The 25,100-nt window shown below is 62.2% G+C and carries 17 protein-coding genes; 7 read left to right on the plus strand and 10 right to left on the minus strand.

Annotation, left to right across the window (positions count from 1 at the left end):
- Positions 1 to 46: 46 nt before the first annotated feature.
- The 6 genes from glgB to V9T28_RS00225 form a co-directional block, all read right to left on the minus strand.
- Entirely contained in the window at positions 47 to 2,251 is a 2,205-nt protein-coding gene (gene glgB / locus V9T28_RS00200; protein WP_116402741.1) for a 1,4-alpha-glucan branching protein GlgB, read from the minus strand.
- Positions 2,252 to 2,352: 101 nt separating this feature from the next.
- A complete protein-coding gene (locus V9T28_RS00205) occupies positions 2,353 to 2,994 on the minus strand; it encodes a DUF4919 domain-containing protein (protein WP_158554910.1) in 642 nt (213 codons plus the stop codon).
- Positions 2,995 to 3,074: 80 nt separating this feature from the next.
- Positions 3,075 to 5,576, minus strand: a complete 2,502-nt coding sequence (locus V9T28_RS00210) for a glycogen/starch/alpha-glucan phosphorylase (RefSeq protein ID WP_116402743.1) — start codon at positions 5,574 to 5,576, stop codon at positions 3,075 to 3,077.
- Between the two features lie 374 nt (positions 5,577 to 5,950).
- Complete coding sequence (locus tag V9T28_RS00215; protein WP_116402744.1) at positions 5,951 to 6,988, minus strand: LLM class flavin-dependent oxidoreductase; 1,038 nt, start codon at positions 6,986 to 6,988, stop codon at positions 5,951 to 5,953.
- A gap of 104 nt (positions 6,989 to 7,092) precedes the next feature.
- Positions 7,093 to 7,566 (minus strand): VOC family protein, encoded by a 474-nt coding sequence (locus tag V9T28_RS00220; protein WP_116402745.1) that lies wholly within the window; start codon positions 7,564 to 7,566, stop codon positions 7,093 to 7,095.
- Between the two features lie 10 nt (positions 7,567 to 7,576).
- Positions 7,577 to 8,017, minus strand: a complete 441-nt coding sequence (locus V9T28_RS00225) for a TetR/AcrR family transcriptional regulator (RefSeq protein ID WP_116402746.1) — start codon at positions 8,015 to 8,017, stop codon at positions 7,577 to 7,579.
- Between the two features lie 118 nt (positions 8,018 to 8,135).
- Between V9T28_RS00225 and V9T28_RS00230 the strand changes: the two genes are divergently transcribed.
- Positions 8,136 to 8,717 carry a TetR/AcrR family transcriptional regulator gene (locus tag V9T28_RS00230; RefSeq protein WP_116402747.1) on the plus strand — a complete coding sequence of 194 codons (582 nt, stop codon included), beginning with the start codon at positions 8,136 to 8,138 and terminating at the stop codon, positions 8,715 to 8,717.
- A 146-nt stretch (positions 8,718 to 8,863) separates the two neighbouring features.
- A complete protein-coding gene (locus V9T28_RS00235; protein ID WP_116402748.1) occupies positions 8,864 to 10,339 on the plus strand; it encodes an MFS transporter in 1,476 nt (491 codons plus the stop codon).
- Positions 10,340 to 10,439: 100 nt separating this feature from the next.
- On the opposite strand, the gene V9T28_RS00240 is transcribed toward V9T28_RS00235, so the two are convergent.
- The 3 genes from V9T28_RS00240 to V9T28_RS00250 form a co-directional block, all read right to left on the minus strand.
- Positions 10,440 to 10,931 (minus strand): SRPBCC family protein, encoded by a 492-nt coding sequence (locus V9T28_RS00240; protein WP_116402749.1) that lies wholly within the window; start codon positions 10,929 to 10,931, stop codon positions 10,440 to 10,442.
- Between the two features lie 43 nt (positions 10,932 to 10,974).
- Positions 10,975 to 11,331 carry an ArsR/SmtB family transcription factor gene (locus V9T28_RS00245; RefSeq protein WP_116402750.1) on the minus strand — a complete coding sequence of 119 codons (357 nt, stop codon included), beginning with the start codon at positions 11,329 to 11,331 and terminating at the stop codon, positions 10,975 to 10,977.
- A gap of 87 nt (positions 11,332 to 11,418) precedes the next feature.
- Complete coding sequence (locus tag V9T28_RS00250) at positions 11,419 to 11,808, minus strand: hypothetical protein (RefSeq protein ID WP_116402751.1); 390 nt, start codon at positions 11,806 to 11,808, stop codon at positions 11,419 to 11,421.
- Positions 11,809 to 12,173: 365 nt separating this feature from the next.
- On the opposite strand from V9T28_RS00250, the gene V9T28_RS00255 reads away from it, so the two are divergent.
- From V9T28_RS00255 to V9T28_RS00275, 5 genes are all read left to right on the plus strand, one after another.
- A complete protein-coding gene (locus V9T28_RS00255) occupies positions 12,174 to 16,982 on the plus strand; it encodes an NAD-glutamate dehydrogenase (protein ID WP_116402752.1) in 4,809 nt (1,602 codons plus the stop codon).
- 523 nt (positions 16,983 to 17,505) lie between these two features.
- On the plus strand, positions 17,506 to 18,507 hold the full coding sequence (locus tag V9T28_RS00260) for an alpha/beta hydrolase (RefSeq protein WP_158554911.1): 1,002 nt from the start codon (positions 17,506 to 17,508) through the stop codon (positions 18,505 to 18,507).
- A gap of 340 nt (positions 18,508 to 18,847) precedes the next feature.
- On the plus strand, positions 18,848 to 20,557 hold the full coding sequence (locus tag V9T28_RS00265) for an AMP-binding protein (RefSeq protein ID WP_245424257.1): 1,710 nt from the start codon (positions 18,848 to 18,850) through the stop codon (positions 20,555 to 20,557).
- 70 nt (positions 20,558 to 20,627) lie between these two features.
- On the plus strand, positions 20,628 to 20,807 hold the full coding sequence (locus V9T28_RS00270; protein ID WP_245424259.1) for a sulfurtransferase TusA family protein: 180 nt from the start codon (positions 20,628 to 20,630) through the stop codon (positions 20,805 to 20,807).
- Between the two features lie 331 nt (positions 20,808 to 21,138).
- Complete coding sequence (locus tag V9T28_RS00275; RefSeq protein WP_116402755.1) at positions 21,139 to 24,504, plus strand: adenylate/guanylate cyclase domain-containing protein; 3,366 nt, start codon at positions 21,139 to 21,141, stop codon at positions 24,502 to 24,504.
- 145 nt (positions 24,505 to 24,649) lie between these two features.
- On the opposite strand, the gene V9T28_RS00280 is transcribed toward V9T28_RS00275, so the two are convergent.
- Positions 24,650 to 25,018 (minus strand): antibiotic biosynthesis monooxygenase family protein, encoded by a 369-nt coding sequence (locus V9T28_RS00280; protein WP_116402756.1) that lies wholly within the window; start codon positions 25,016 to 25,018, stop codon positions 24,650 to 24,652.
- Positions 25,019 to 25,100 lie beyond the last annotated feature (82 nt).

Genomic DNA, 25,100 nt, shown 5'->3' on the forward strand with positions numbered 1-25,100 from the left:
GTCTCCCAGATTTTGTTATCGTTGATGAAATTGAATGATTTTGCAATCAGGTCTCAGGATCAAATGCCAGAAAGACGATTGCAAGAGGGGGAAGGATGATCTCGGCCGAAGCAGGCAGCCCGTGCGACGATATGTCCTGCGCCGTCACCGCGCCGAAATTGCCCATGTTCGAGCCGCCATAGCTTTCGGCGTCCGAATTCAAGATTTCGCGCCAGCGGCCGGAGTTCGGCAGGCCAACGCGGTAATTGGTGCGTGGAACCGGCGTGAAATTCGCGATGACTGCGACGGGGTGGTCTTCTGCGTCACCCAAGCGCAGCCAGGCGAAGACCGATTGATCCGCATCGTCCGCGGTGATCCAGCGGAAGCCTTCGGCTTCGCAATCGCGCGCGTAAAGCGCCGGATAGTCGCGGGTGATCGCGTTGAGATCGCGCACCAGCTTCTGCAGGCCCGCATGCAGCGGATGATCGAGCTGGTGCCATTCCAGGCCGTTGTGAAAATCCCACTCGCGGCCCTGGCCGAATTCCTGTCCCATGAACAGGAGTTTCTTGCCCGGATGGCCCCACATGAAGCCGTAATAGGCGCGGGCATTGGCGAATTTCTGCCAGCCGTCGCCCGGCATCTTGCCGAGAATTGATCCCTTCCCGTGTACGACTTCGTCATGCGACAGCGGCAGGACGAAGTTTTCCGAAAAGGCGTAGAGAAGCCCGAAGGTCATCTTGTTGTGGTGCCAGCGGCGGTAGATCGGATCGAGCGACATATATTCGAGCGTGTCGTGCATCCAGCCCATGTTCCATTTGAAGCCGAAGCCGAGGCCGCCGGCATAGGCGGGCTGCGACACGCCGGGCCAGGCGGTCGATTCTTCGGCAACGGTCACGCCGCCCGGAAATGTCCCGTAGACCAGCGCATTGACATGACGCAGGAAGGCGACCGCTTCCTCGTTCTCGTTGCCGCCCTTGGCATTGGGTAGCCATTCGCCTTCTTTGCGCGAATAATCGAGATAGAGCATCGAGGCGACCGCATCGACGCGCAGGCCGTCGATGTGGAAGCGCTCGAACCAATATAGTGCGTTGGCGGCGAGCACGTTCACCACTTCGCGGCGGCCGAAATCATAGATCGCCGTATTCCAATCGGGATGGAAGCCGCGGCGCGGATCGGCATGTTCATAGAGCGCCGTGCCGTCGAAATGGGCAAGGCCGTGCACGTCAGTCGGGAAATGCGCCGGCACCCAATCGAGAATGACGCTCAGGCCGGCTTGATGGGCCTTATCGACAAAGCGCGCGAACCCCGCAGGGTCGCCGAAGCGGCGCGTCGGCGCGAACAGGCCGATCGGCTGATAGCCCCAGGAATCGTCGAGCGGGTGTTCGTTCACCGGCATCAATTCGAGATGGGTGAAGCCCATGTCCTTGGCATAGGGGACGAGCGTATCGGCGAGCTGATCGTAGGTGAAGAAGCTGCCGTCGGGATTGCGCCGCCAGGAGCCGAGATGCACTTCGTAGGTCGCCATCGGCGCGCGGCGTGCATCGCGCGTCTTGCGCTCCTCGAGAAACTTTTCGTCGTGCCACACGAAATTATCGGTGCGGGCGACGACCGAGGCGGTCGACGGACGGTTCTCGCTGCCAAAGCCGAACGGATCGGCCTTGAGCGGCAGCACGACGTCGTCGGGGCCGACGATCTCGTATTTGTAGATCGCGCCTTCGCCGAGGCCGGGCGCGAAAATTTCCCACAGGCCGGAATCGACGCGCTTGCGCATCTGATGCCGGCGGCCGTCCCAGGCATTGAAATCGCCGACCACCGAAACGCGCTTCGCATGCGGTGCCCAGACGCAGAACAAGACGCCTTCGACACCCTCATGGGTCATTGGATGGGCGCCGAGCCGGTTGAAGAGTTCGTGATGGGTGCCTTCGACGAGGAGATAATCGTCGATCGCGCCGAGCACGCCGACGAAGGCGTAGGGGTCTTGCAACTCCCACGCGCCGCCGACATTGGATGCACGCAAACGATAGGCGAAGCGCTCCGTGGCCTTGGGGATCTTGCCTTCGAAAAATCCGTCCGGGTGGCGTTGGTTCAGCGCGGCGAGCAACGCGCCTTTGGTGTCGAGTACATCGACTTGGGCGGCATGGGGAATGAAGGCGCGCACGACGAATGTGTCGCCATATTGATGCTGCCCAAGTATGGAAAACGGATCATCATGACGGGCGGAGACGATGGCGATGACATCTTCATCCGATGCGGTCCAGCCCGACTGATCCATTTCCTACCCCATTGGTTTCATTGACACCCGCCACAATATTGGTAGCGGCTCAAATGCTGGACCGCAAGCGCCTGCGAAGCAGGGCCTTGCGGCAAGGCCAATCAATTCGGCGGGTTCAAAGCCTTCTTCTCCGCCGCGAGAATCTGATCGACAAGAAAATAGACCGCGATATGCCGTTGATCTCTATCGATCACGTCGAACCGGTCATAGGCGTGGCCGGTGGCGTTGATCAGGCTTTGACTCTGAACCTTGAAGCCCATGAGGCTAAGTGTCACGTACTCCTCATGGACGGTAATCGCATTCCAGGCGGATTGCGGCGATCCTCCCTCGCCATTCTGTATGGACGCCATCAGTCCATCGATCGCCATCTTATCTTGCGCCAGTTCGCTTGTGCGGCCGAGTGCGCGCAGCGCGGCATAGCGCATGATATGAGCTTCGAGATCGACGTAATTCTCCGCTAGGATCGTATCTGCCGCGCGAATGACGCCTTCATAGTCGTTGTTTTGCCGCGCCGCCCATAGAGCTTTGCGGATCGTATCGGTTTTGACGCCGATGAGATCGAAATATGAGCTGTTAACATAGGCTTGGCGCAAAGCTGTCCAGTCGGCCGACGCCGGAATGCGCCGTGCCGATGCTGCAAGTTCGAGATAAGTCTTATCAGACCTGTCGTCCGCAGAGGCGCGGTGCGCCAGAGCAAAGGCGGCGACAACGACGAGAAAGCCGAGCCCGAGAACGTTCCGCAATCGGCGGGCATGAGGCCGAACCTGGGAATATGCATTCCGTACACTCGGCGCCCTACCCACCATTTGCGAACCCCTTCCCGCTATCCCACGGGCTTTGTCGGTACGCGCCAAATGTCCTGCGCATATTCGGCAATGGAGCGGTCGGAAGAGAACCAGCCCATATTCGCCGTGTTCAGGATACTCGACTTCCACCAAGCTGCACGATTATGCCAGCGGGCGTCAACATCCCGCTGCATGGAATAATAGGAATCGAAGTCGGCGCAGACCATGAAATGGTCGTGATATGTCACAGCGTCGACGAGGCTGCGGAACCGATCGGGCTGATCGTGCGAGAAGACGCCGCCGCCGACCGCTTCCAGAACTTCCGGCAGCAGATGCGATGCGGCGATCGTTGCCTGTGCGTCGATGCCCTTGCTGCGGCGCTCGGCGACCTCATCGGCGCGCAGGCCGAAGATGAAGATATTGTCCATGCCGACGCGTTCCGAAATCTCCACATTGGCGCCGTCCAACGTGCCGATGGTGAGCGCGCCGTTGAGCGCGAATTTCATATTTCCGGTGCCGCTTGCTTCCATACCAGCAGTCGAAATCTGTTCCGAGAGATCGGCGGCGGGAATGATCGATTCCGCGAGGCTCACATTGTAGTTCGGCAGGAACACGACCTTGAGTAGGCCACGCACCGTCGGGTCGGAATTGACCACGCGCGCCACGTCGTTGATGAGCTTGATGATCAGTTTCGCCTGATGGTAGCTCGCCGCCGCTTTGCCGGCGAAGATCTTGACACGCGGCGCCCAATTGGCCGTCGGCTGGGCGCGGATGGCGTCATAGAGCGCGATCGTCTCCAGAATGTTGAGCAATTGCCGCTTGTATTCGTGGACGCGTTTGATCTGTACGTCGAACAAAGCGTTCGGATCGACCTTGATCGAGAGACGCTCCCAGATGATCTTGGCGAGATTGTTCTTGTTGACGCGGCGCGCGGCGACGAGCTTGTCATGCAGCGCTGTATCTTCCGCATATTTGGTGAATTCCGACAATTGCGATGCGTCGTCGAGGAAGCGGTCGCCGATCGTCTCGCGCAGGATCTTCGTCAGGCCCCGATTGCTTTCATAGAGCCAGCGGCGGAAAGTGATACCGTTGGTCTTGTTGTTGATCTTTTCCGGATAGAGCGTGTTGAAATCGTGGAACACGGTCTTGCGCATCAGATCCGTATGCAACGCCGACACGCCATTGACCCGGCGCGCGGCCAGGAAGGCGAGATTGCCCATGCGCACGCGCCGGCCATTGTGTTCGTCGATCAGCGAGACGGTCGAGAGCAACTCGGCATCGGTATGGCCAAGCTCGCGCAGCCCGTCGAGGTGATAGCCATTGATGAGATAGATGATCTGCATGTGGCGCGGTAGCAGCCGCTCCATCAGCGGCACCGGCCAGGTCTCGAGCGCTTCGGGCAGGAGCGTATGGTTGGTGTAGTTGAAGACTTCCTGCGTGATCGCCCACGCATGCTCCCACGACAATTCGTATTTGTCGACGAGAACGCGCATCAGTTCTGCGACGGCGATGGTCGGATGGGTGTCGTTGAGCTGGATCGCGACTTTCTCGGCCAGCGTATTGATGTCACCGTCCTGACGCTCATGCCGGCGGATGAGATCCTGCAGCGAGGCCGAGGCGAAGAAATATTCCTGGCGCAGGCGAAGCTCTTGGCCGGCAGGCGTTTCGTCGCTCGGATAGAGCACTTTCGAAATCGCCTCGGCGCGCATGCGCGCGGCCATGGCGCCGACATAGTCGCCCTGGTTGAACGCGTCGAGCCGCAGCGGATCCTGCGCGCGCGCCGACCACAGGCGCAACGTGTTCACATGCTTGCCGCGCCAGCCGACGATCGGCGTATCGTAGGCCACCGCCTGGATCGTTTCGCCGGGACGCCAGACATGGCGCATGGTGCCATCTTCCTGCTGCACGGCGTCAACGGTGCCGCCGAAGCCGATGTCGTAGGCGACTTCCGGCCGCTCGAACTCCCATGGATTGCCGAAGGACAACCAATCTTCCGGATATTCGCGCTGCCAGCCGTCCTTGATGGTCTGGCGGAACAGGCCGTGATCGTAACGGATGCCGTAGCCATGCGCCGCGACCGACAGGGTCGCCATGCTTTCCATGAAGCAGGCAGCGAGGCGACCGAGGCCGCCGTTGCCGAGCGCCGCGTCGGGTTCCATGGTGCGGAACGCGTCGAGATCGACATTGAGTTCGGCCAAGGCGGCGCGCATGTCCTCGGTCAGCCCGAGGTTCATCAAGGCGTCCGAGAGGAGCCGGCCGATGAGGAATTCCAGCGACAGATAATAGACGCGCTTGCGGTTCGCCTCGTAACTTGCCTGGGTCGAGGCCATCCACCGTTCCAGGATCCTGTCGCGCACCGCATAGGCTGTCGCGATGAACCAGTCGCGATGGGTCGCCACCGCCGGGTTTTTACCGACTTCATAGGTCAGTTTGGAGAGAACGGTCTCTTTGAGGGATGCCACCGTGGCGGACGTCGTGGAGGTGCGGGGATCCGCGGGCTTCTTGGCGTCCGTCGCCGCAGTCACGTTGGTCTCGTTCATCTTGGGTCCTGTTGGGTTAGGGCCTGCCATCCATCACCAATGGGCTTGGACGTGATCGGCCATGCCCGGTTCAACCTGAGCGCGCTCACGTCGAACCATTTAGAAATGCCCAAACCGGGTATATCCGGTTTGGGCCGGGTGAAGTGAAAAAATGCCGTCTGCGGCGGCGCAATTGCGCCTTGCGAATTGCATTTTTTGACCTCATCCAGCCCCCTGGTAACGGATGATGGGCCGTCGTCTTGGCCCAAGCGCAAAATACACGGGCGCGGAGCAATTACCAGAGTCTCGGGCATATGCTCAAAGTTTGGGCATTGGGTCGGAAATTTAAGCGTTTCCGAATTATGAGACGCGTTTTTTATCGTTTGAGACTGAATTTAGGCTGCGGACTGCTTGCGGACGCGGGGTGCGACCTGCGTTCCCAAAAGTTCGATGGCGCGCATCATATCGCGATGCGACAATAGGCCGCCGTCGAGGCGAATGGTCACGCCCGACAGGCCGCCGAGCGCCTCGCTCATGTATAGCATTTTATCGGCGATTGTTTCCGGACTGCCGACAAGCAGCGCGCCCGTGCGGCCGCGGGTGGCGTCGAATTGCGCGCGGCTCACCGGACCCCAGCCGCGCTCCTTGCCGATCTTGGCCACCGCCTTTTCATAGGAAGGCCACATCAAGTCCGCCGCCGCATCATCGCTGACGGCAAGGAAACCGAGCGCGTGGACGCCGACGGTCAGTTGTTCGGGCGGATGACCGGCGGCCAGGCCCGACTGACGGTAAAGATCGACCAGCGGGCGGAACCGGTGCGGTTCGCCGCCGATGATGGCGACGATCAATGGCAGGCCGAGCCGGCCGGCGCGAATGAAGGAGTCCGGCGTGCCGCCGACGCCGATGAAAATCGGCAGCGGGTTCTGTACCGGGCGCGGATAGACCGCCTGGCCCGTCAGCGGCGCACGGTGCCGTCCCGACCAATGGACATGGGTGTCGGCGCGGACCTTCAACAGAAGGTCGAGCTTTTCCGAGAACAAGAGGTCGTAATGGTTGAGGTCGTATCCGAACAGCGGATAGGATTCGATGAAAGAGCCACGTCCGACGATCATTTCGGCGCGGCCGCGCGAGATCAGATCGATCGTGGCGAATTGCTGAAACAGCCGGATCGGATCGTCGGAGCTCAGAACGCTGACCGCGCTGGTGAGGCGGATGTTTCTCGTGCGTGCCGCCGCGGCAGCCAAAAGCGTCGCCGGACTCGAGGCGACATATTCCTCACGGTGATGTTCGCCGATGCCGAACACGTCAATTCCGACCTCGTCGGCAAGCACGATTTCGTCCAATAAATCGCGCACCCGGTCGGCGCCGTCGCCCCATGCCTTGGTCGCGTCGTTCCAGATCGATGCAACGAAACTGTCGATGCCGATTTGCATGATGCTGCCTGTCTCACGTGGCCGGAGCGCACACAAAGACAGGGCGGCCGTGGCCTTGTCAATAGAAAGGCAAGACGCGGCTCTGCCGTGATTGCGATGCTCTGTCAGGCGCAGCCGCTCTCCTGCATCTGCTGCACGGCCTTTTGCATCTCGTCCGGTGTCACGTCGCGCACATGGGTGGCGATCGACCAATGGTGGCCGAACGGATCTTCGACGATGCCGTAGCGATCGCCCCAGAACATGTCGGAGACCGGCATGATCACCTTGGCGCCTGCGGCGACGGCCTGCGCCGTTTGCGCATCGGCGTCTTCGACATAAAGATGGATATTGCACGCCGTGCCGCCCAAAAGCTTCGGGCCGCGTCCGCCGCGCTCCGGCATTTCCTGGCTCATCATGATCGCGGAATCACCGATCCGCAGCATCGCATGCAGGAGGAAACCATTGTGCACCAGGCGCGATTCTTCTTTCGCGCCGAAGGCTGTCTTGTAGAATTCGATCGCGTCGAGCGCATCGCCGCACATGAGATGCGGTGTCACCGTATGCATGCCGTTGGGAATGGGATTCACGCCGTCCGTCATTTTCCTCTCCTCATGATTGAACGTGATTGAGCGGCAGCAACATTTCGAGATAGTGCCGCAAATGGGCCGAACCTTTCCGGGCCCTTTCGGGATCGCGCTGCGCTTTGGCGAATGAAATGAACGCGCCTTGCAGAACGCTTTGCATGAAATATCCGATGCTCTCGGCTGTCCGGAATGCGTGCGGCGCATATTGTGTTTCTGCCATAGCAAGATCCTGCGTCAGCGTCGTGACATGATCGTCCAGCTCCTGTGTGCAGACGGCGCCCGCATTGACATGTTTCGCCGCCGCGACGGCCCACCGCTTCCTGCTGGCGAAGCGGTGAAAGAAACCGCCTTTGGCAATGCCGGCGCAGATCTTGCCGACACTCGCCACGGCATCGCCCTTGCGCCCGATGAGGTCGCGCGCCGCATCGAGCAGTTTGGTGTGGGTTTCGGTGGTCGAATGGATCATGACAATACCAACTGGTTGGTATGTTTATGCTGGAAGTTGTTCAAGCGGTCAAGCCGCAATCTGCGCTTTTTCCGGTTCGGCGCTTGGAATCCCAATATGGACGGCCATATTATTGAGCATGTCCAAGCTCTCCAACCGCGAGAAAATCCTGGCCGCCGGCCTGCAAGTGGTGCATGCGCGCGGCTTCAACGGTGCGAGCGTGCGCGATATCGTGCAGGCGGCAGGCGTCCCGCAAGGCTCCTTCACCAATCATTTCACGTCGAAAGAGGCGTTCGGTCTTGAAATATTGGACCATTATTTCGCCAGCCGCCGGCCGTTCGTCGAAGAGACCTTGCAAAATGCGGCGCTCAGGCCCCTGCAGCGGATCGCGGCCTATGTTGCCGCGGTGAAGGCCAGGCTCGGCCGCGACAACATGCGCAACGGCTGTCTTTACGGCAATTTCATCGCCGAATCCGGCGATGTGAGCGACACGATCCGCCAACGCGTGGCTCAGGCGCTCGGCCAGACCGAGGCGTCGGTCGCGCAATGCCTGCGCGAGGCGGTGGCGGCCGGCGACCTGCGCCCGGATTTTGAGTGCGCGGACATTGCCGGCTTCGTGGTTTCTTCGCTGCAGGGCGCTATTTTGCTCTCGAAGGCGCAGCAGAATGCCGCGCCGCTCGACCGGTTCGAGCGGATCCTATTCCAGACCATTCTGCGCTGATTACTGCTTAAGAAAACATTTCGGGGAACGCCATGGATCGAGGGTCTGCGCTGCTCTAGATGATCACGAATACGGACGTACATATTTCTCCCTGAACAAGCTCTTATCTCCAATCAATCGGACACCCGGCAAAAAAAGGACATAGGATGTCGCAGGCAGCATTTCTGGATCATCGTGCCGAGCCGCTCGACCCCAACCGTTGGGCGGCTCTCGCGATTCTTTTGACCGGCGCCTTTCTCGCGCCGCTCGATTTCTTCATCGTCAATGTCGCGATGCCGGCGATCACGTCCGGGCTCGCGGCGTCCGCCGCCGAGGTGCAACTGGTCATCTCCGGTTATGCTGTGGTTTACGCGGTTTTCCTCATCACCGGCGGGCGTCTGGGCGACATTTTCGGTCGCAAGACCGTTTTTCTCGTCGGCCTTGCCGGCTTTGCCGCGGCCTCGGCCTTTTGCGGCCTTGCCTGGTCGCCGGCCGCGTTGATCGCGGCGCGGCTGCTGCAGGGACTGGCCGCAGCCGTGATGATGCCGCAGGCGCTGGCGTCGATCCATGCTCTGTTCCCACCGCACGAGCGCGCCCGCGCGCTGAGCATCTATAGTATCGTCGTGATTGGGCTTTCCTCAATCGTCGGGCAGTTGCTGGGCGGCGCGCTGGTGGCCGCCGATTGGCATGGGTTCGGCTGGCGGCTCATTTTCCTGATCAACTTGCCGATCGCCATCGTCGCTTTTGCTCTGGCCGTGCCGTTGCTGCGCCAAACCCGCGGCGAGAAGCGTCCGCGCCTCGATTTCGGCGGGATCGTCCTCTCCGCGGCGGCCTTGGCCTCATTCATCGTTCCCTTGGTGATCGGCCGCGAACAGGGCTGGCCGTGGTGGTCGCTGGCCCTGTTGGCCGCGACGCCTCTTCTCGCCGAGGCGTTCCGCCGCTATGAATTGCGCCTCGCCGCAACCGGCGGCGATCCGCTCGTGGCCTTTGAAATCTTCGAGACGAAAGGGCTGAAGCGCGGTCTTGCCGCGCTCATGGGGCTCTATGCCATGGCGGCCTTTTTCCTGACCTACTCGATCTATCTGCAGACCGCGCTGAATTTGACTGCATTGCAGGCAGGCCTCGCGATTCTGCCTTTCTCGGCCGGGTTTCTGACAGGCTCGGCCTTAAGCCAGCAATTTGGCCGCTGGTTCGGCGCATCGGCGCCCTCCGTCAGCTTCACCCTAATCGCCACGGGCCTCGTCCTGTTGTCGTTGGCGGTCGGACATGCGGCAGCAGGGACGCTTTCCGTCTGGCCGTGGATCGTTCCCCCGTTGCCGATCATCGGTCTGGGCCAGGGCGTTGCCTTGCCGACGATGGTGCGGGCCATCGTCGAACGGGTCGCGCCGCACCGGGCGGGATTGGTCGGCGGCATGGTCAACTCGACCTTGCAGGTGAGCCTGGCCATGAGTGTCGCGGTGCTGGGCGGGTTGTTCTTCACTTTGTCCGGCCCACATGCGGATTCGGCCCATATCATCCGCGCCTTCGCGACGACTCTGCTGGCAATCGCAGCCTGCTACATCGCGGCGGCTGTCCTCGCGAACGGGCTTGGCCCGCGCCGGGCGGCGCCTCTCGCAACCCGCGAGGAAGCGGTGGTCGAATAGTACCGGCAGCCCATGACCCGCAAGAGATATGGCCAGCGCTTTCGGAACCGGACATCGTGGCGCTGATCACACCCGTCTTGCAGGGCTCCATTCGAAATCATCAGCCGGTCGCTGTCTCGACATGCCGAGCCAACTTGTCCAAGGTCTGGTAGCCGTACTCGACGGCGCCGAAGCCAATCGTCCTCTCGCGCTGCGCTTTGGTCGGATGCAGTTGCCGCAGCGTGATCACGGTCTTGCCGTCGCTTTGCTCATCGAACGTAATCGTGGTCCGAAAACGGGCTGGATCGTCATCCATGTCCGAACCGTGATCAATCTCGATCAGGCGCGGCGGCTCGATGCGCCGAAAGCGCATTCGATTCGTATATCGCTGGCCGTTTGGGGCGAGCATGTCGAAGCGCCACAAGCCGCCGACGCGAATGTCGATTTCCTTGGTTTCGATCTTGAACCCCGCCGGGCCGAACCAGTTCGGCAAATGCTCCGCTTCTGTCCAGGCAGCAAAGACGACATCGCGCTTTGCCTTGATGACACGCGAGAGAACGATTTCGCGCTCGATATCCCAGTGTGCGAGGGCGGCGTCCGGAGTTGAGGTCATGGCGATTTCCTGTGCTTTTGAGGATGCAGTGTGGTTGGGCGCATCAGTCGCGACGCCTTCTCTTTGGCGGCTTCTTCTCAAGCGTCGCGACATAAGACTCGAGCCGGTCAAGGCGGGCTTCCCAGATGGCGCGCTGCTCGGCGAGCCAGTTCTCGGCCCCCTTCATGGCGCCTGGCATCAGGCGGCATGTGCGGACGCGGCCATGCTTCTGCGACTCGACGAGGCCACCGGTTTCCAACACACGGACGTGTTTCAACAGGCTCGGCAGCGCCATGCCGAAAGGCTGGGCAAGTTCGCCCACGGATGCCTCGCCTTGCGAGAGCCGCACAATGATTGCGCGCCGCGTCGGATCGGCGAGCGCGCCGAACACGTTGTCGAGATGAGGGGAATAGTTAGCCATATAGCTAACAATAGATGCGCGGCGGGCATCCGTCAACAATAGTTTTCTAATTGGATAAGTGTTTGTGTGCCGGCGTGCCCGGACCGGCTAGGCGGGCGGCAAATCGAGGCCGTTCGGCAATGTTATCCAGATGACGGTTTGCGCCTCTGCGGAATGGCGTGAGAGATGGCCCTTGCCGTGCGTGTCTTCCACCAAAACGAAGCGCCCCGCCGGAACATGGCGCACCTCCCCGTCGCTCGTCTCGTATTCGACCGAACCGTCCAGCCTGACCGCAAGATTTGGCTCTGGGACCGTATGCCAAGCAACCTCGCGCATGCCCGCCGGGATACGGGTGACGCGGACGCGGGACGCCGGATAACCGGCCGAAACCTCGAACGGCGTGGCGTCCGGGTGCACCGACATCTTCGTCGTCGGCATTTCGACTTCGTCAAAATGCGACTCGCCGTCCGGAGTGGCATAGATGCGCAGGCACCTCATTCGAACACCTCTTCCTGACTCGCGCTGCCGAAACGACGCATGTCGACCATGACCAGTGGCGTAGCACCTAACTCGTTGCGGCACTCCGCGGGAGCCGAAAAGTCGACAGCCGGCAGGCGAATTCGCCACCCGCCCGCCGGCTCCCCGTTTTCTCCCGAATCCGACATTTTTGCCTAAGATTTTCGCAATTATCACCGTTCCGACGTCAAAATTCGCAAAATTTTTGCTTAAAGTCTCTGAAATTGCGTCGCCCGTCTACCGTAACAGGCGTATTGTGATCTCCCCCGGCGCAGCCCATCCTGCCGCCAAATTTCAAGAAGACGGACAAACCGCGCTCTCTTTTTCCTCCCCGAGGACAGGACGTCATGAACGACACCCATAGCTCCCTGATCGCTGATGCTGTTCATCTTGTGAAGGGGGCGCCCGCGGGCTTCCTCGAAATTCTGTTCGGCCGCTCGGCGCCAGAGGACATGGCGCAATATGACGCCACAACGCTGGCTGCTCTCGCCGACAGCGCCTACACCCATCTTGCGGCGCCACGTACCCCCGGCCAGCCGCATTGGCGCATCAGCGATCTGCCGAGCGGCAAGAATGCGGTGTCGGTTATCGAAATCGTCAACGACAATATGCCGTTCCTGCTCGACTCGACCTTGGCGGAAATCTCCGAACAAGGGTTGGAACTGCACCTCGTCGCCCATCCGATCTTCGCTGTCGAGCGCGATGCGAGCGGGGCGCTCGTCCATATGATCGGCGATGCCAGCACCGCCCCCGCGACCATGAAGCGCGAGAGCCTCATTCACGTCCATGTCGACCGGATCGCCAGCGCGGTGCAGCGCGAAAGCCTGGAGCGGGGCCTCGCCAAGACCTATGCCGACGTGCGTCTCTCGGTCGGCGACTGGCGCGCGATGCGCACCCGTATCGCCGTGGCGATCGCCGATTACAAGACCAATCCGCCACCGCTGCAGAGCGACGAAGTGGCGGAGGCGACCCATTTCCTGGAATGGCTCGCGGCCGATAATTTCACCTTCCTCGGCATGTGCGAATATCGCCTGCAGTCGAGCGCCGATGGCAGCGATTCCTTCAATCTCGAAGCCGTTCCCGGCTCCGGCCTTGGCACCTTGCGTGACCCGAACGTGCGCGTGCTGCGCCGCGGCCGCGAACTCGTGACCGTGACGCCGGAAGTCCTGGAATTCCTGCGCGAGCCGCATGCGCTGATCATCACCAAGGCCAATGTCAAATCGCATGTCCATCGCCCCGTGCATATGGATTATATCGGCATCAAGATGTTTTCCGCCGACGGCAGTCTCGAGGGCGAATTGCGCCTCGTCGGCCTCTTCACCTCGGCCGCCTATATGGGCTCGGTGCAGGTCATTCCCTATGTGCGGCACAAGGTATCGCGCGTGTTGAGCGCCGCCCATCTCGATCCGGCGAGCCATTCGGGCAAGATGCTCACCACCGTCCTCGAATCCTATCCGCGCGACGAATTGTTCCAGATCGACGTGCCGACGCTGCTGGATTTCGGCAGCCAGATCGCGGGGCTCACGGAGCGGCCGCGGGTGCGCGTGCTCGCGCGATCCGACCGCTTCGACCGCTTCGTGTCGGTCCTCGTCTTCATCCCGCGCGACCGTTACGATACGCGTGTGCGCCTGCGGGTCGCCGACTATCTCGTCAAAGTGTTCAACGGCCGCCTGTCGGCGCTTTATCCCTATTACCCCGAAGGGCCGCTGGTGCGTACCCACTATATCGTGGGACGCGACGAAGGCGTGACGCCCGTTGTGCCGCAGGAGGAATTGGAAAAGGCCGTCTCCGAGATCATCACCACCTGGGCCGATGCCTTGGCCGATGTGCTCGCAGGCGCGCAGGGCGACAACGGCCGGGTTCTGGCCAAGAAATACGGCAGCGCCTTTTCCGCCGCCTATATGGAAGCCTTCACCGCGACCGAAGCGATGAGCGACATCGCCATTGCCGAGCGCCTGTCGGAGGCGCGACCGCGCACCGTGGTGATGCACCGCCCCGCGGGCGCCGACCTGACGCGCGCCAGCCTGAAAGTCTTTTCGCACGGCCGGCCGATGCCTTTGTCGGAACGCGTGCCGCTGCTCGAACATATGGGCTTCCGCGTCGTCAGCGAGCAGACCTATGAGATCGCGGCCAACGAGCCGAATGTCTGGCTGCACGACATGCTGCTGGAGAAGAGCGCGGGCGGCGAGATCGATGTGGCGGAGTCCGGCCCGAAAATCGAATCAGCTTTGGCCGCCGTCTTCCGCGGCGACGCCGAGAGCGACGGCTACAACGCGCTCGTGCTGCATGCGGGCTTGAGCTGGCGCGATATCGCGCTGCTGCGCACGTTGTCGCGCTATCTGCGGCAGATCCGCGTGCGCTTCTCGCAGGACTATATGTGGGAAACGCTCACCAAACATGCCGGCGTCGCACAAAGGCTCGTCGACCTTGTCTATGCGCGGTTCGATCCGCGGCTGAATATCGATGCGGCCGAGCGCAGCGCCAACGAGACGAAGATCGTCGCCGGTATCGAGGCGTTGCTCACCGCCGTCACGAGCCTCGATGAGGACCGCATTCTGCGCCGCTTCCTCAACCTCATCCAGGCGGCGATCCGCACCAATTTCTTCCAGGTCGGCGAAAACGGTCAGCCGCGTCCGGCGATCGCCTTCAAATTGGAGAGCCAGAAAGTTGACGGCATGCCTTTGCCGCGGCCGCTCTATGAGATCACGGTCTACTCGCCGCGCGTCGAAGGCATCCATTTGCGCTTCGGCAAGGTCGCGCGCGGCGGTCTGCGCTGGTCGGACCGGCCGCAGGATTTCCGCACCGAAATTTTGGGACTTGTGAAAGCGCAGCAGGTGAAGAATGCGGTGATCGTGCCGGTCGGCTCCAAGGGTGGTTTCGTGCCCAAACTCCTGCCGCCGCCGAGCAACCGCGAGGCCTGGATGAACGAAGGCATTGCGGCCTACAAGCTGTTCGTCGGCACGCTGCTCGATCTCACCGACAATATCGATGGCCCGCATATCGTGCCGCCGCAAAACACGGTGCGCATCGATGGCGACGATCCCTATCTCGTCGTCGCCGCCGACAAGGGCACGGCGACCTTCTCGGACATTGCCAATGGCCTTTCGCTCGACCATCACCATTGGCTTGGTGACGCCTTCGCGTCCGGCGGCTCGATCGGCTATGACCACAAGAAAATGGGCATTACCGCGCGCGGCGCCTGGGAGGCGGTGAAGCGCCATTTCCGCGAGATGGATATCGACATTCAGACGACGCCCTTCACCGTGGCGGGTGTCGGCGACATGTCGGGCGACGTGTTCGGCAATGGCATGCTGCTCTCGCCGGCGATCAAGCTCGTCGCCGCTTTCGACCATCGCGACATTTTTCTCGATCCCAACCCCGATCCCGCCCGCAGCCACGCCGAGCGCGTGCGCATGTTCGCCCTGCCGCGCTCGAGCTGGCAGGATTACGACAAGAGCCTCATTTCGGAGGGCGGCGGCATTTTCTCGCGCAGCCTGAAGGAGATCCCGCTCTCGCCGCAGGTACGGAGCATTCTGCAGATCGACAAGGACAAGGCCTCGCCGCAGGATGTGATGAGCGCCATTCTGAAAGCGCCGGTCGACCTTCTGTGGTTCGGCGGCATCGGGACCTATATTCGCGCATCGTCCGAGAGCGATGAAGCCGCGGGCGACCGCGCCAATGACGCGATCCGCATCACCGGCACCGATCTGCGCTGCAAGGTGATTGGCGAAGGCGCCAATCTGGGCGCGACCCAGCTTGGCCGCATCGAGGCGGCCTCGCGCGGCGTGCGGCTCAATACGGACGCAATCGACAATTCGGCCGGGGTGAACACGTCGGACGTCGAGGTGAACATCAAGATCGCGCTCTCCACCCCGGTGCGCGACGGCCGGCTCAACGATCAAAGCCGTGTCGATTTCCTCGCGTCGCTGACCGACGAGGTCGGCCTTCTGGTGTTGCGCAACAATTATCTGCAAACGCTGGCGCTGTCGCTGACGCAGCGTTTGGGCGCGGGCGATTCCGGCTTCCAGCGCCGCATGATGCACAGGCTCGAAAAGGAAGGGCGGCTCGACCGCGCCGTCGAATTCCTGCCCGGCGATACGGCGATCGAAACGCGCGCGCGCAGCGGCCAGGGCCTCACGCGGCCCGAACTTGCCGTGCTGCTCGCCTATGCCAAGCTCGCGCTCTACGACAAGCTGCTCGAGAGCAGCGTGCCGGACGATCCGTATCTTGCGACCGAGCTGACCCATTATTTCCCGCAGGCGTTGACGCAGCTCTATCCCGATGCGATCGCATCCCACCGGCTGCGCCGCGAGATCGTCGCGACGCAACTCGCCAATGCGATCATCAATCGCGGCGGCCCGACGGTGATCAGCCGCATGACCGACGAGACCGGCGCGGATGCCGGGGCGATCGCTCATAGCTTTGCCGCCGTGCGCGACAGTTTCTCGCTGACGCCGCTCTGGGCGGCGATCGATGCGCTCGACACGCGCATCGGCGGTGCGATGCAGCTCGACCTCTATGCCATCGTGCAGGAGCTCTTGCTCTCGCGCCTCGTCTGGTTCCTGCGCAATGTCGATTTCTCGGCCGGCCTGCTCGCCATCGTGACGCGCTTCCACACCGGGATCGAGCAATTGGCCGCCTGCATTCACGAGGTGAGCCCGCCGGCGCTGAGCGCGGCGATGCAGGCAAGCGCCACGGCGCATCAGCAGCAAGGCGTGCCGGCCGAGTTGAGCGCACGCCTCGCCGCGCTCGAAGGATTGGCGAGCGGGCCTGACATCGTGCTGGTCAGCGAAGCGAGCAGCGCCAGCGTGCGCGATGTCGCGGCCACATTCTTCGCGACCGACGAGGCGTTCGGTTTTGGTACCTTGATCAGCGCCAGCCGCGGCACGCAAGTCGCCGACGAATACGACCGGCTGGCGCTCGATCACGCCGTCGGCCAGATCGAAGTGGCCCGGCGCGCACTCACCGCCAAGATCATCGCCGCCGCGCCTCAAGGCGTCGTGCCCGGTGCGGCGCAGGTGCAATATTGGACCGGCCTGCATGGCGAGGCGATCAACGCGAAGGTTCAGGCGATAAACGAGGCGGCCGGCGCAAGGCTCACCGTGTCGCGGTTGATCGTGGCGGCGGGGATCGCTGAGGAGCTCGCGCGGGCGTAAGGGAGGCGATCGTGCCGCGCAAATGTGCGGCGCGATTCCACATCGAGATGCGGCCCCATTCAACGAAAAGACTCAATGATAATAAGAGAAATCAGTTTCCTGACGTGACGGCGCCCGCGCCGCGCAAGTGAGCCTGCATGGTTTCGCATGAGGTTGCGCGAGAGTTGATCTCCTCTTGCGAGCATAAAGCAGGCTGGGCCACATGAGAAAGAGGCGCCCGTATCCTCTTGCGCACAACATAGATGGCTTGGCGTGTTCGACTGCGGCTCAGGATTTTTCTGCTATTGTGGCGTAAAGCACACACGAAAATGGCGGCGGCCGCTACCCTAGGAGATGGCATCGTTCATCGATATCGGGGGCTGCGATGGCCAAAATCATAGGTCTTTGCCGAGGCTTTCCATTGCCGAGAACAAATGGCGAGCGCGACAGGGCATGTCGTGCTCGGCGCGACAATTGATCACTCCGCTCGCTGCGCGCCATATCTGGCGAGCGCCCATTCCTTGTTCCCATCAGGATGCGCGTCATGACCAAATATTGGATCAGCCTGCGAGCCGTCAGGGGCGATAATTTTACCGACGACATAGATCTTGGCGCAACGCGTTATCTCAAGGTGCCTGATGGTGAAACGCCTATGCCGCATCACGCGATTGGCGTGAGCCAGTGGATAAAAGATCTGATCGCGTCATTTCCGCTCCAGCCGAGCCCCGTCGACCGCAGTCCGGTGGCGACAGGCGACGTTGTGTTTTTCGCGCATGGCTACAACACCACGGTGGCGACGATCGACGCGGCACAGAACGAGCTGTCACGCGGGCTGTCCGACAACGATTTTCGCTGTCAGGTCGTCGCCTTCGACTGGCCGTCAGGCGACAGCGCCTTTGCTTATTTGCGGGATCTCGATCACGCTCGGACCACGGCCATTCGTCTCGTCAAGGCCGGGATCAAGCCATTTCTCGCGGCACTTGCGAAAAATTGCAATGTGCGGGTCCATGCCATCGGTCATTCCATGGGCTGCTTCGTGCTGCGCGAGGCTTTCGATCATGCTGACGATGGCGCGGCCGCGAGCAGCAATTGGGCGGTCGGTCAGCTCGTGATGTTTGCCGGCGATGTCGATGCGCCAAGCTTCGCCGAAGGCGACGCCGATACAGAGAGCATGTATCGACATTGCTATCGCTTCACCAATTATTTCAACCGCTACGATGAGATTCTGCAAATCTCCAACGCCAAGCGCTTCGGCGTGGAGCCGCGCGTCGGGCGCGTCGGCCTGCCGGATACGGCACCGAGCAGCAGTTGCAATGTCGATTGTTCGGCTTGGTTCGACACCACGTATGGCGCCCAGGCGGGCACGCTAGAGTATCCGGGGCTCACGCATTCCTGGTACTTTACCGATCGGCTCTTCCTGCGAGATTTAAGCTACGCTCTGGCGGGCAAGATAGATCGTCAGAAAATCCCGACCAGGGGCCCGGGACCCGGCCAGACGCAAATCCTCAATGGCGGCCCGGCGCAGGTGATGCTGGCGTCCGGCTGAGGAAGCAAAGGGCGCGGTCGATACCGCCTGCGGGCGTCACTCTTGCAAAAGCCGGGAAAGCCGAAGGTATTTTCTCCGAATATTGTCATCCTCCGCGCCACTCATCGCTCGCATACAAACAGAATGGCGTCCATCGCGGTCGACCGTTTCATGCGGAAACCTGCCGGCGATTGCATTCGGCAGAAAGTTAATATATGAACCATCTTCAAGTTTGTATGTTCAAAAACGCGAATTCGCGCCATGATGACAAGCTGCGCTATGTAGATGAACTTCAATTATAATGTGCGATTCTCCAGCCGCCTCCGCGCCTTTGGCTGGATGATCGGCAAGAGGAAATGCTGTGGACGACATCCAGATGAATTCGCGCCCGTGGCTCGCCCATTATCCGGACGGGATCCCGGCTGAGGTTGCGGCGCCGGCGTTCAGAATGCTGGGAGAGATCGCGACCGCGCAGGCGCAAAAATTCGCGAGCAAGACAGCGTTTACCTGCGTTTTGCCCAACGGCATGGCCGGCAGCCTGTCCTATGCCGATGTCGACCGGCTGTCGGACGCCTTCGCCGCGTGGCTGCGCGAGGATCTTGGCCTCAAATCGGGCGATCGCGTCGCCTTGCAGATCCCCAATGGCCTGACCTACCCGATCGTCGCCTTCGGCGTGTTCAAGGCGAGCTGCATTCTGGTCAACGTCAATCCGCTCTATACCGCCGACGAAATGGCGAAGATGTTCGCCGATGCGCAGCCGAGCGTCGCGGTCGTCATCGATGTCTTCGCCGAAAAGCTGGCGCGGGCGCTGCAGGCGCATCCGGTGCGGCATGTGGTTCTCTCCTCCGCCGCCGAATTTTTTGCACCCTTCCACCGGACGCTGATCGGCGTCGTGCAGAAATATGTGCGCAAGGAGGTTCCGACCCCCAGTTTCTCGCATATGCGCTTCAGCGAAGCGATCCGGCGCGGCCAGGTGCGCGTGCAGAAGGGTGTGGATATCAAGGCCTATACGGCGAAAGCATCACCGAACGATATCGCCTGCCTGCAATATACCGGCGGCACGACCGGCGTCAGCAAGGCGGCGATGCTGACCCACAGCAATCTCATCTTCAACACGGTGCAGTTCCTGACCTTCTCCACCGGCGTCTTGAACGAGTCCACCGTGATCCTGACGGCCTTGCCGCTCTATCATATCTTCGCCTTCACGGTGAATTTCCTCGGCATGTGCTTTGTTGGTGGTTTGAACGTGCTGATCCCCAATCCGCGCCCGCTCATCAATATGAAGCCGGCCTTCGACAAATATAACATCACGTTCTTGTCCGGCGTGAACACCCTGTTCAACGGCCTGATGAACGAGCAATGGTTCCGTGATGCGCCGCCCAAGAGCCTCCAATGTTCGGTCGCGGGCGGCATGGCGCTGCAGCAGGCCGTCGCCGAACGTTGGGCCAAGGTGACGAACACCAATGTTTACGAAGGCTATGGCCTTACCGAAGCGTCGCCGGTGCTGACCTTCAATCCGTTCGGCAGCGGCGAGATCGGCTCCATCGGCGTGCCGCTCCCCTCGACGGAGTTGAAATGCGTCGATGCGAATTTCAACTCCGTGCCGCTCGGCGAGCCGGGCGAACTTGCCGCACGTGGGCCGCAGGTCATGCTGGGCTATTGGAACCGCCCGGACGAGACGGAGAAAGTGCTGCGCGACGGCTGGCTGCTGACGGGCGACATCGCGACCATGAATGCGCGCGGTTATTTCCGCATCGTCGACCGCAGCAAGGACATGATTCTGGTCTCGGGCTTCAACGTCTATCCGAACGAAATCGAAGACGTGCTGTCGCGCATGCCCGGCGTGAAGGAATGCGCCGTCGTCGGCGTGCCCGACGAAGCCTCGGGCGAAGCGCCGAAGGCCTTTATCGTGAAATCCGAGGCAGGCCTGACCGCGGAAGCGGTGCGCGCCTATTGCAAGGAACATCTCACCGGCTACAAAGTGCCGAAATATGTGGAGTTCCGCGACGATCTGCCGAAGAGCAATGTCGGCAAGATCCTGCGCAAGGATTTGCGCAGCCTGGCCAAATGAAGGAACCATATTGGACGCTGAACCCGCCGCAAGCCTTGATCTCAAAGGGCTCAAGTGCCCCCTGCCCGCGATGAAGACGCGCAAAGCCTTGGCGTCGCTGCCGCAAGGTGCGCGGCTGCATGTGATCGCGACCGATCCGATGGCGGCGATCGACATTCCGCATCTCGTTCAGGAGACCGGCGATAGGCTGGTGGAACAGCGGCAGGACGGCGCGGAGCTGCATTTCGTGATTGAGAAGGTGGCGCCGTAATTCCGTCTCCCGCAGCGAAGCTGTCGGAGAAGCTGGCCTTGCAATCGGATCGGGTATACCCGATCTGATCATTGAGAACGATGAACTTGGGCAAGCCCAAGTTCATATCTAAGAGCGGATGAGGGTGGCTCGCGTGGGTGAGCCCTAAAACTCCTGCAGCGCAGCGATATTTGAGAAAGGACAACTCACCCGGTCGAAGCTCCCTCATCGACGTTGGTGCGCAGTTCAAGGAAGAGGGCCAGGCGGCGGTGCGATGAGAGCTTGACGCTGCTCGTTAGAGGCACAATTCTTCACGCCCGCCCTGGCGCGCCGCGAAGCGAGGGGTCGAATCATGCAATGCCCGAAGTGCCGACGCGACAACCCGCCGAGGGCCAAATTCTGCATCGAGTGCGCTGCGCCGCTTGCGCAAGTTTGCGTCGGCTGCGGAACCGAGCTGCCGCCCGCGGCCAAATTCTGTCCAGAGTGTGCCCGCCCCACCGGACCGTCGCTCGATCGCGTCGATGCACCGCAGCCCGCAGTACCGCGACATCTGGCCGAGCGCATCCTCGAATCGCGCGCGGCCATGGAGGGTGAGCGCAAGCAGGTCACGGTGTTGTTCGCCGACTTGAAGGGCTCGACCGAACTGCTGGCCGACCGCGACCCCGAAGAGGCGCGCAGAATCATCGACCCCGTGCTGCAACGCATGATGGAAGCCGTGCACCGCTACGAAGGCACCGTGAATCAGGTGATGGGCGACGGCGTCATGGCGCTGTTCGGCGCGCCGCTCGCTCAGGAGGATCACGCGGTGCGCGCCTGTTATGCGGCGCTGCGGCTGCAAGAGGCGATCCGGCGCGGCGCCGACGAGGCCCGGCGCGCCTACGGCGTCGAGGTGCAGGTGCGGGTCGGCCTGAACTCCGGCGAAGTCGTCGTGCGCTCGATCGGCAGCGACCTGCGCATGGACTACACCGCTGTCGGCCAGACGACCCATCTTGCGGCGCGCATGGAGCAGCTGGCGCCGCCCGGCTCGACGCGCCTCAGTGCGGCAACGCTCGCTCTGGCCGAGGGCTACATCGACGTCAAGCCGCTCGGCCCGATCCCGGTCAAGGGCATCGCGGAGCCGGTCGAAGCGTTCGAGCTTCTCGGCGCCGCCGACGCACGTACACGGCTGCAGGCGCGGCGCTCACGCGGGCTGACACGCTTCGTCGGGCGCGACGCCGAAATGGAGCAACTGTGCGGCGCAGCCGAGCAGGCAAAGTGCAGTTGCGGCCAGATCGTTGCCGTGATCGGCGAGCCCGGGGTCGGCAAGTCGCGCCTGTACTTCGAGTTCACCCACTCGCACCACGTCGAAGGCTGGCGCGTCATCGAGGCGAGTTCGGTGTCATACGGCAAGGCCATGGCCTTCCTGCCGCTCGCCGATCTGCTGCGCGGCTACTTCCTGATCGACCGGCGCGATGACCTGCGCGCGATCCGCACTAAGGTCACCGGCGCGATCCTGACCCTGGACGAAGCGTTGCGCGACGCAGTGCCCGCGGCGCTGTGGCTGCTCGACGCGCTGCCCGAGGACAGCCCGTTCGCGCATCTGGATTCGTCGCAGCGCCGACGCATGACCATGGACGCGCTGAAGCGGTTGCTGCTGCGCGAGAGCCAGGTGCAGCCGGTGATACTGATGTTCGAGGACTTGCACTGGATCGACGCGGAGACGCAGGCATTTCTCGACCTGCTCGCCGACAGCTTGCGCGGTGCGGCGGTGCTGTTGGCCGTCAACTTCCGGCCGGAGTACCGTCACGGCTGGGCCGGCAAGTCCTATTACCGCCAACTGCGCATCGATCCGCTCCCGCAACAGAGCACCGAGCAACTGTTGCGCGACCTGCTCGGCAGCGACCCGGGCCTCGCGTCGCTGAAGCGCAAGCTCGCCGAGCACACGCAGGGCAACCCACTTTACATCGAAGAGAGCGTGCGGACCTTGGTCGAGACCGGCGCACTGTCCGGAGCGCGCGGCAAGCTCCGGTTGGTGCGCGGCATCGACGCGCTCGGCATGCCGGCCAGCGTGCAGGCGATCCTCGCCGCACGTATCGATCGCCTGCCGCCCGACGACAAGCGCCTGCTGCAAGCCGCCGCGGTGGTCGGCATGGACGTCCCCTATGTCCTGCTGCGCGCCATCGCCAGTGTGGACGAGGATGAGTTGCGCGGCGGGCTGGCCCGGCTACAGGCGGCCGAGTTCGTCTACGAGGCACGGCTCTTTCCGGACCTGGAGTACACCTTCAAGCATGCACTGACGCACGATGTAGCCTACCGCGGCGTGCTCGGCGAGCGCCGGCGCGCGCTGCATGGCGCGATCGTCGAGGCGGTCGAGCAACAGCTCGACGCCGAGCGTCGCGCGCAGTTCGTCGAGCGGCTGGCGTATCATGCGGTGCGCGCCGAAAACACCGCCCAAGCGTTGCGCTACTTGAGCCTGGCTGCGGCGAAGGCCGCTGCGCGCGCGGCCAACCGGGAAGCGGTGGCGTACCTCGAACAGGCGCTGGCACTACTCGCTGACATGCCCGAGACGCCGGAGCATTTGAGCCAGGCGCTCGATATCCGCATGGCGCTCGGCCCGGCGCTCGGGGCGCTCAAGGGCGAAAACGCACCGGAAATCGAGGCCTTGTACCTGCGCATGCAGGAGTCGGTGGAACGACTCGGCGAAGGGCCGCGCCGTTTCCCCGTGTTGTGGGGTGGCTGGCGAGCGGCGTTTGCGGGCGCACGATTCGAGGAGGCCTACGAGCGCGGCCAGCGACTGCTCGAGACGGCGCAACGCGGCGCGGACTCGGGCCAACTGGTCGAAGCGCATCATACGCTGTGGCCCACACTCACGAGCATGGGGCAGGCGAAACGGGCGCTTGCACACATCGAGCAAGGCATCGCGCTCTATGACCGCCGGCGGCATGGCTCGCTGGCCGCGCTGTACAGCGGCCACGACCCTGGTATGTGCTGCCGCATCCATCTCGCCTTGACGCAGTGGACGCTCGGCTATCCCGACCGCGCAGTTTCGGCGCTGGAGGACGCATTGCGCCTGGGCGCGGAGATTCGGAGCCCGCTGTCCGATGTCGATACGTCGCTGTTCGCCGCGTGGGTGCACTTCCAGCGCGGCGACCGGCAAGCCGCCAAGGCGCACGCGAGGACGGTAATCACTCTATGCGAGCGATATGCATTCGCTGGTTGGGCAATGACGGCCGAGGTGATCGACTGCGCGACAGATGGACAAGCGCCGTCTCCTGAGCGCATCGCAGAACTGGAGCGAGCGACGCAGGCGGCCACCGCGTGGCGCCGGACCTTCGGTCTTGCGACCCTCGCGGAACTCTGCGTGGCGTGTGGCCGGCCGGACCGGGCGCGTGAACTGCTCGAGCGCATTGCGCCGCGCGAGCGCTCTGCAATGTACGCGTCCGAGATCGAACGCATCGAAGGCCGGCTCTGCCTCGCACAGGCCGATCCGGCGATCGAAGATGCCGAGCGGCACTTTCGGCGCTCGATCGAGATCGCGCGCGAACGCGAAGAAAGATCCTACGAGCTGCGTTCGGCAGTGAGCTTGGTGCGGCTGCTCGATGCGCGGGGCCGACGCGATGAGGCGCGTGCGACGCTGGGTTCTGTCTACGGCTGGTTCACAGAGGGATTTGATACGGTCGATCTCGCGGGCGCTAGAGAACTGCTTGACTCGCTTTCGAGAGACAAGGAGTCCAACTGAGCGAGCGGCCCATGGATGATCCTGGGAGTTGCGCGGCAGAAACCCAGTCGCCAAGGGCAAGGCCCGATGCGAGGCGAAGCGCCGAGCCGTACAGTGCCAGCCCGTGACGCTCGCGTCGGGCGTGCTCGACCAGCGCATCGGGATGTCAGGCCGTGCAGATGCCGGCGACGCCCACCTTCCGGAACAGATGCGGACTGGCGACCGCGGAAGACGGATAGGCCGCGAGTTGCGCACGGAACTCGGGATGCACGAACGCGGCGCGGAACCTCTCCGTCGATTCCCAAACGGCGTAGTTCAGGTAGGTCGGGCTCTCGCCGATGGCGCGATGGAGCTGCGTCGAGATGAAGCCCGGCTGGCGTTTCATGAACGCGGCATCGGACGACCAGACTTGCAGAAACCGCGCTTCGTCAGCGGGATCGAGCGTGAAGATGTTGACGAGAACGACCGGAGTGGCGTCGACCGCAAGCTGGCGTTGAATGGGAAAATTTTCGTCCAGGGGCTTCATGTGGGACATGTGTGATTCCGTTCATGTTGTATGTATGATGTCAATTTGATATGATGTGGTCATATCGTAATTGACATTATGATGTCAATAT

The organism is Methylovirgula sp. 4M-Z18 (assembly GCF_037890675.1).
GTDB lineage: Bacteria > Pseudomonadota > Alphaproteobacteria > Rhizobiales > Beijerinckiaceae > 4M-Z18.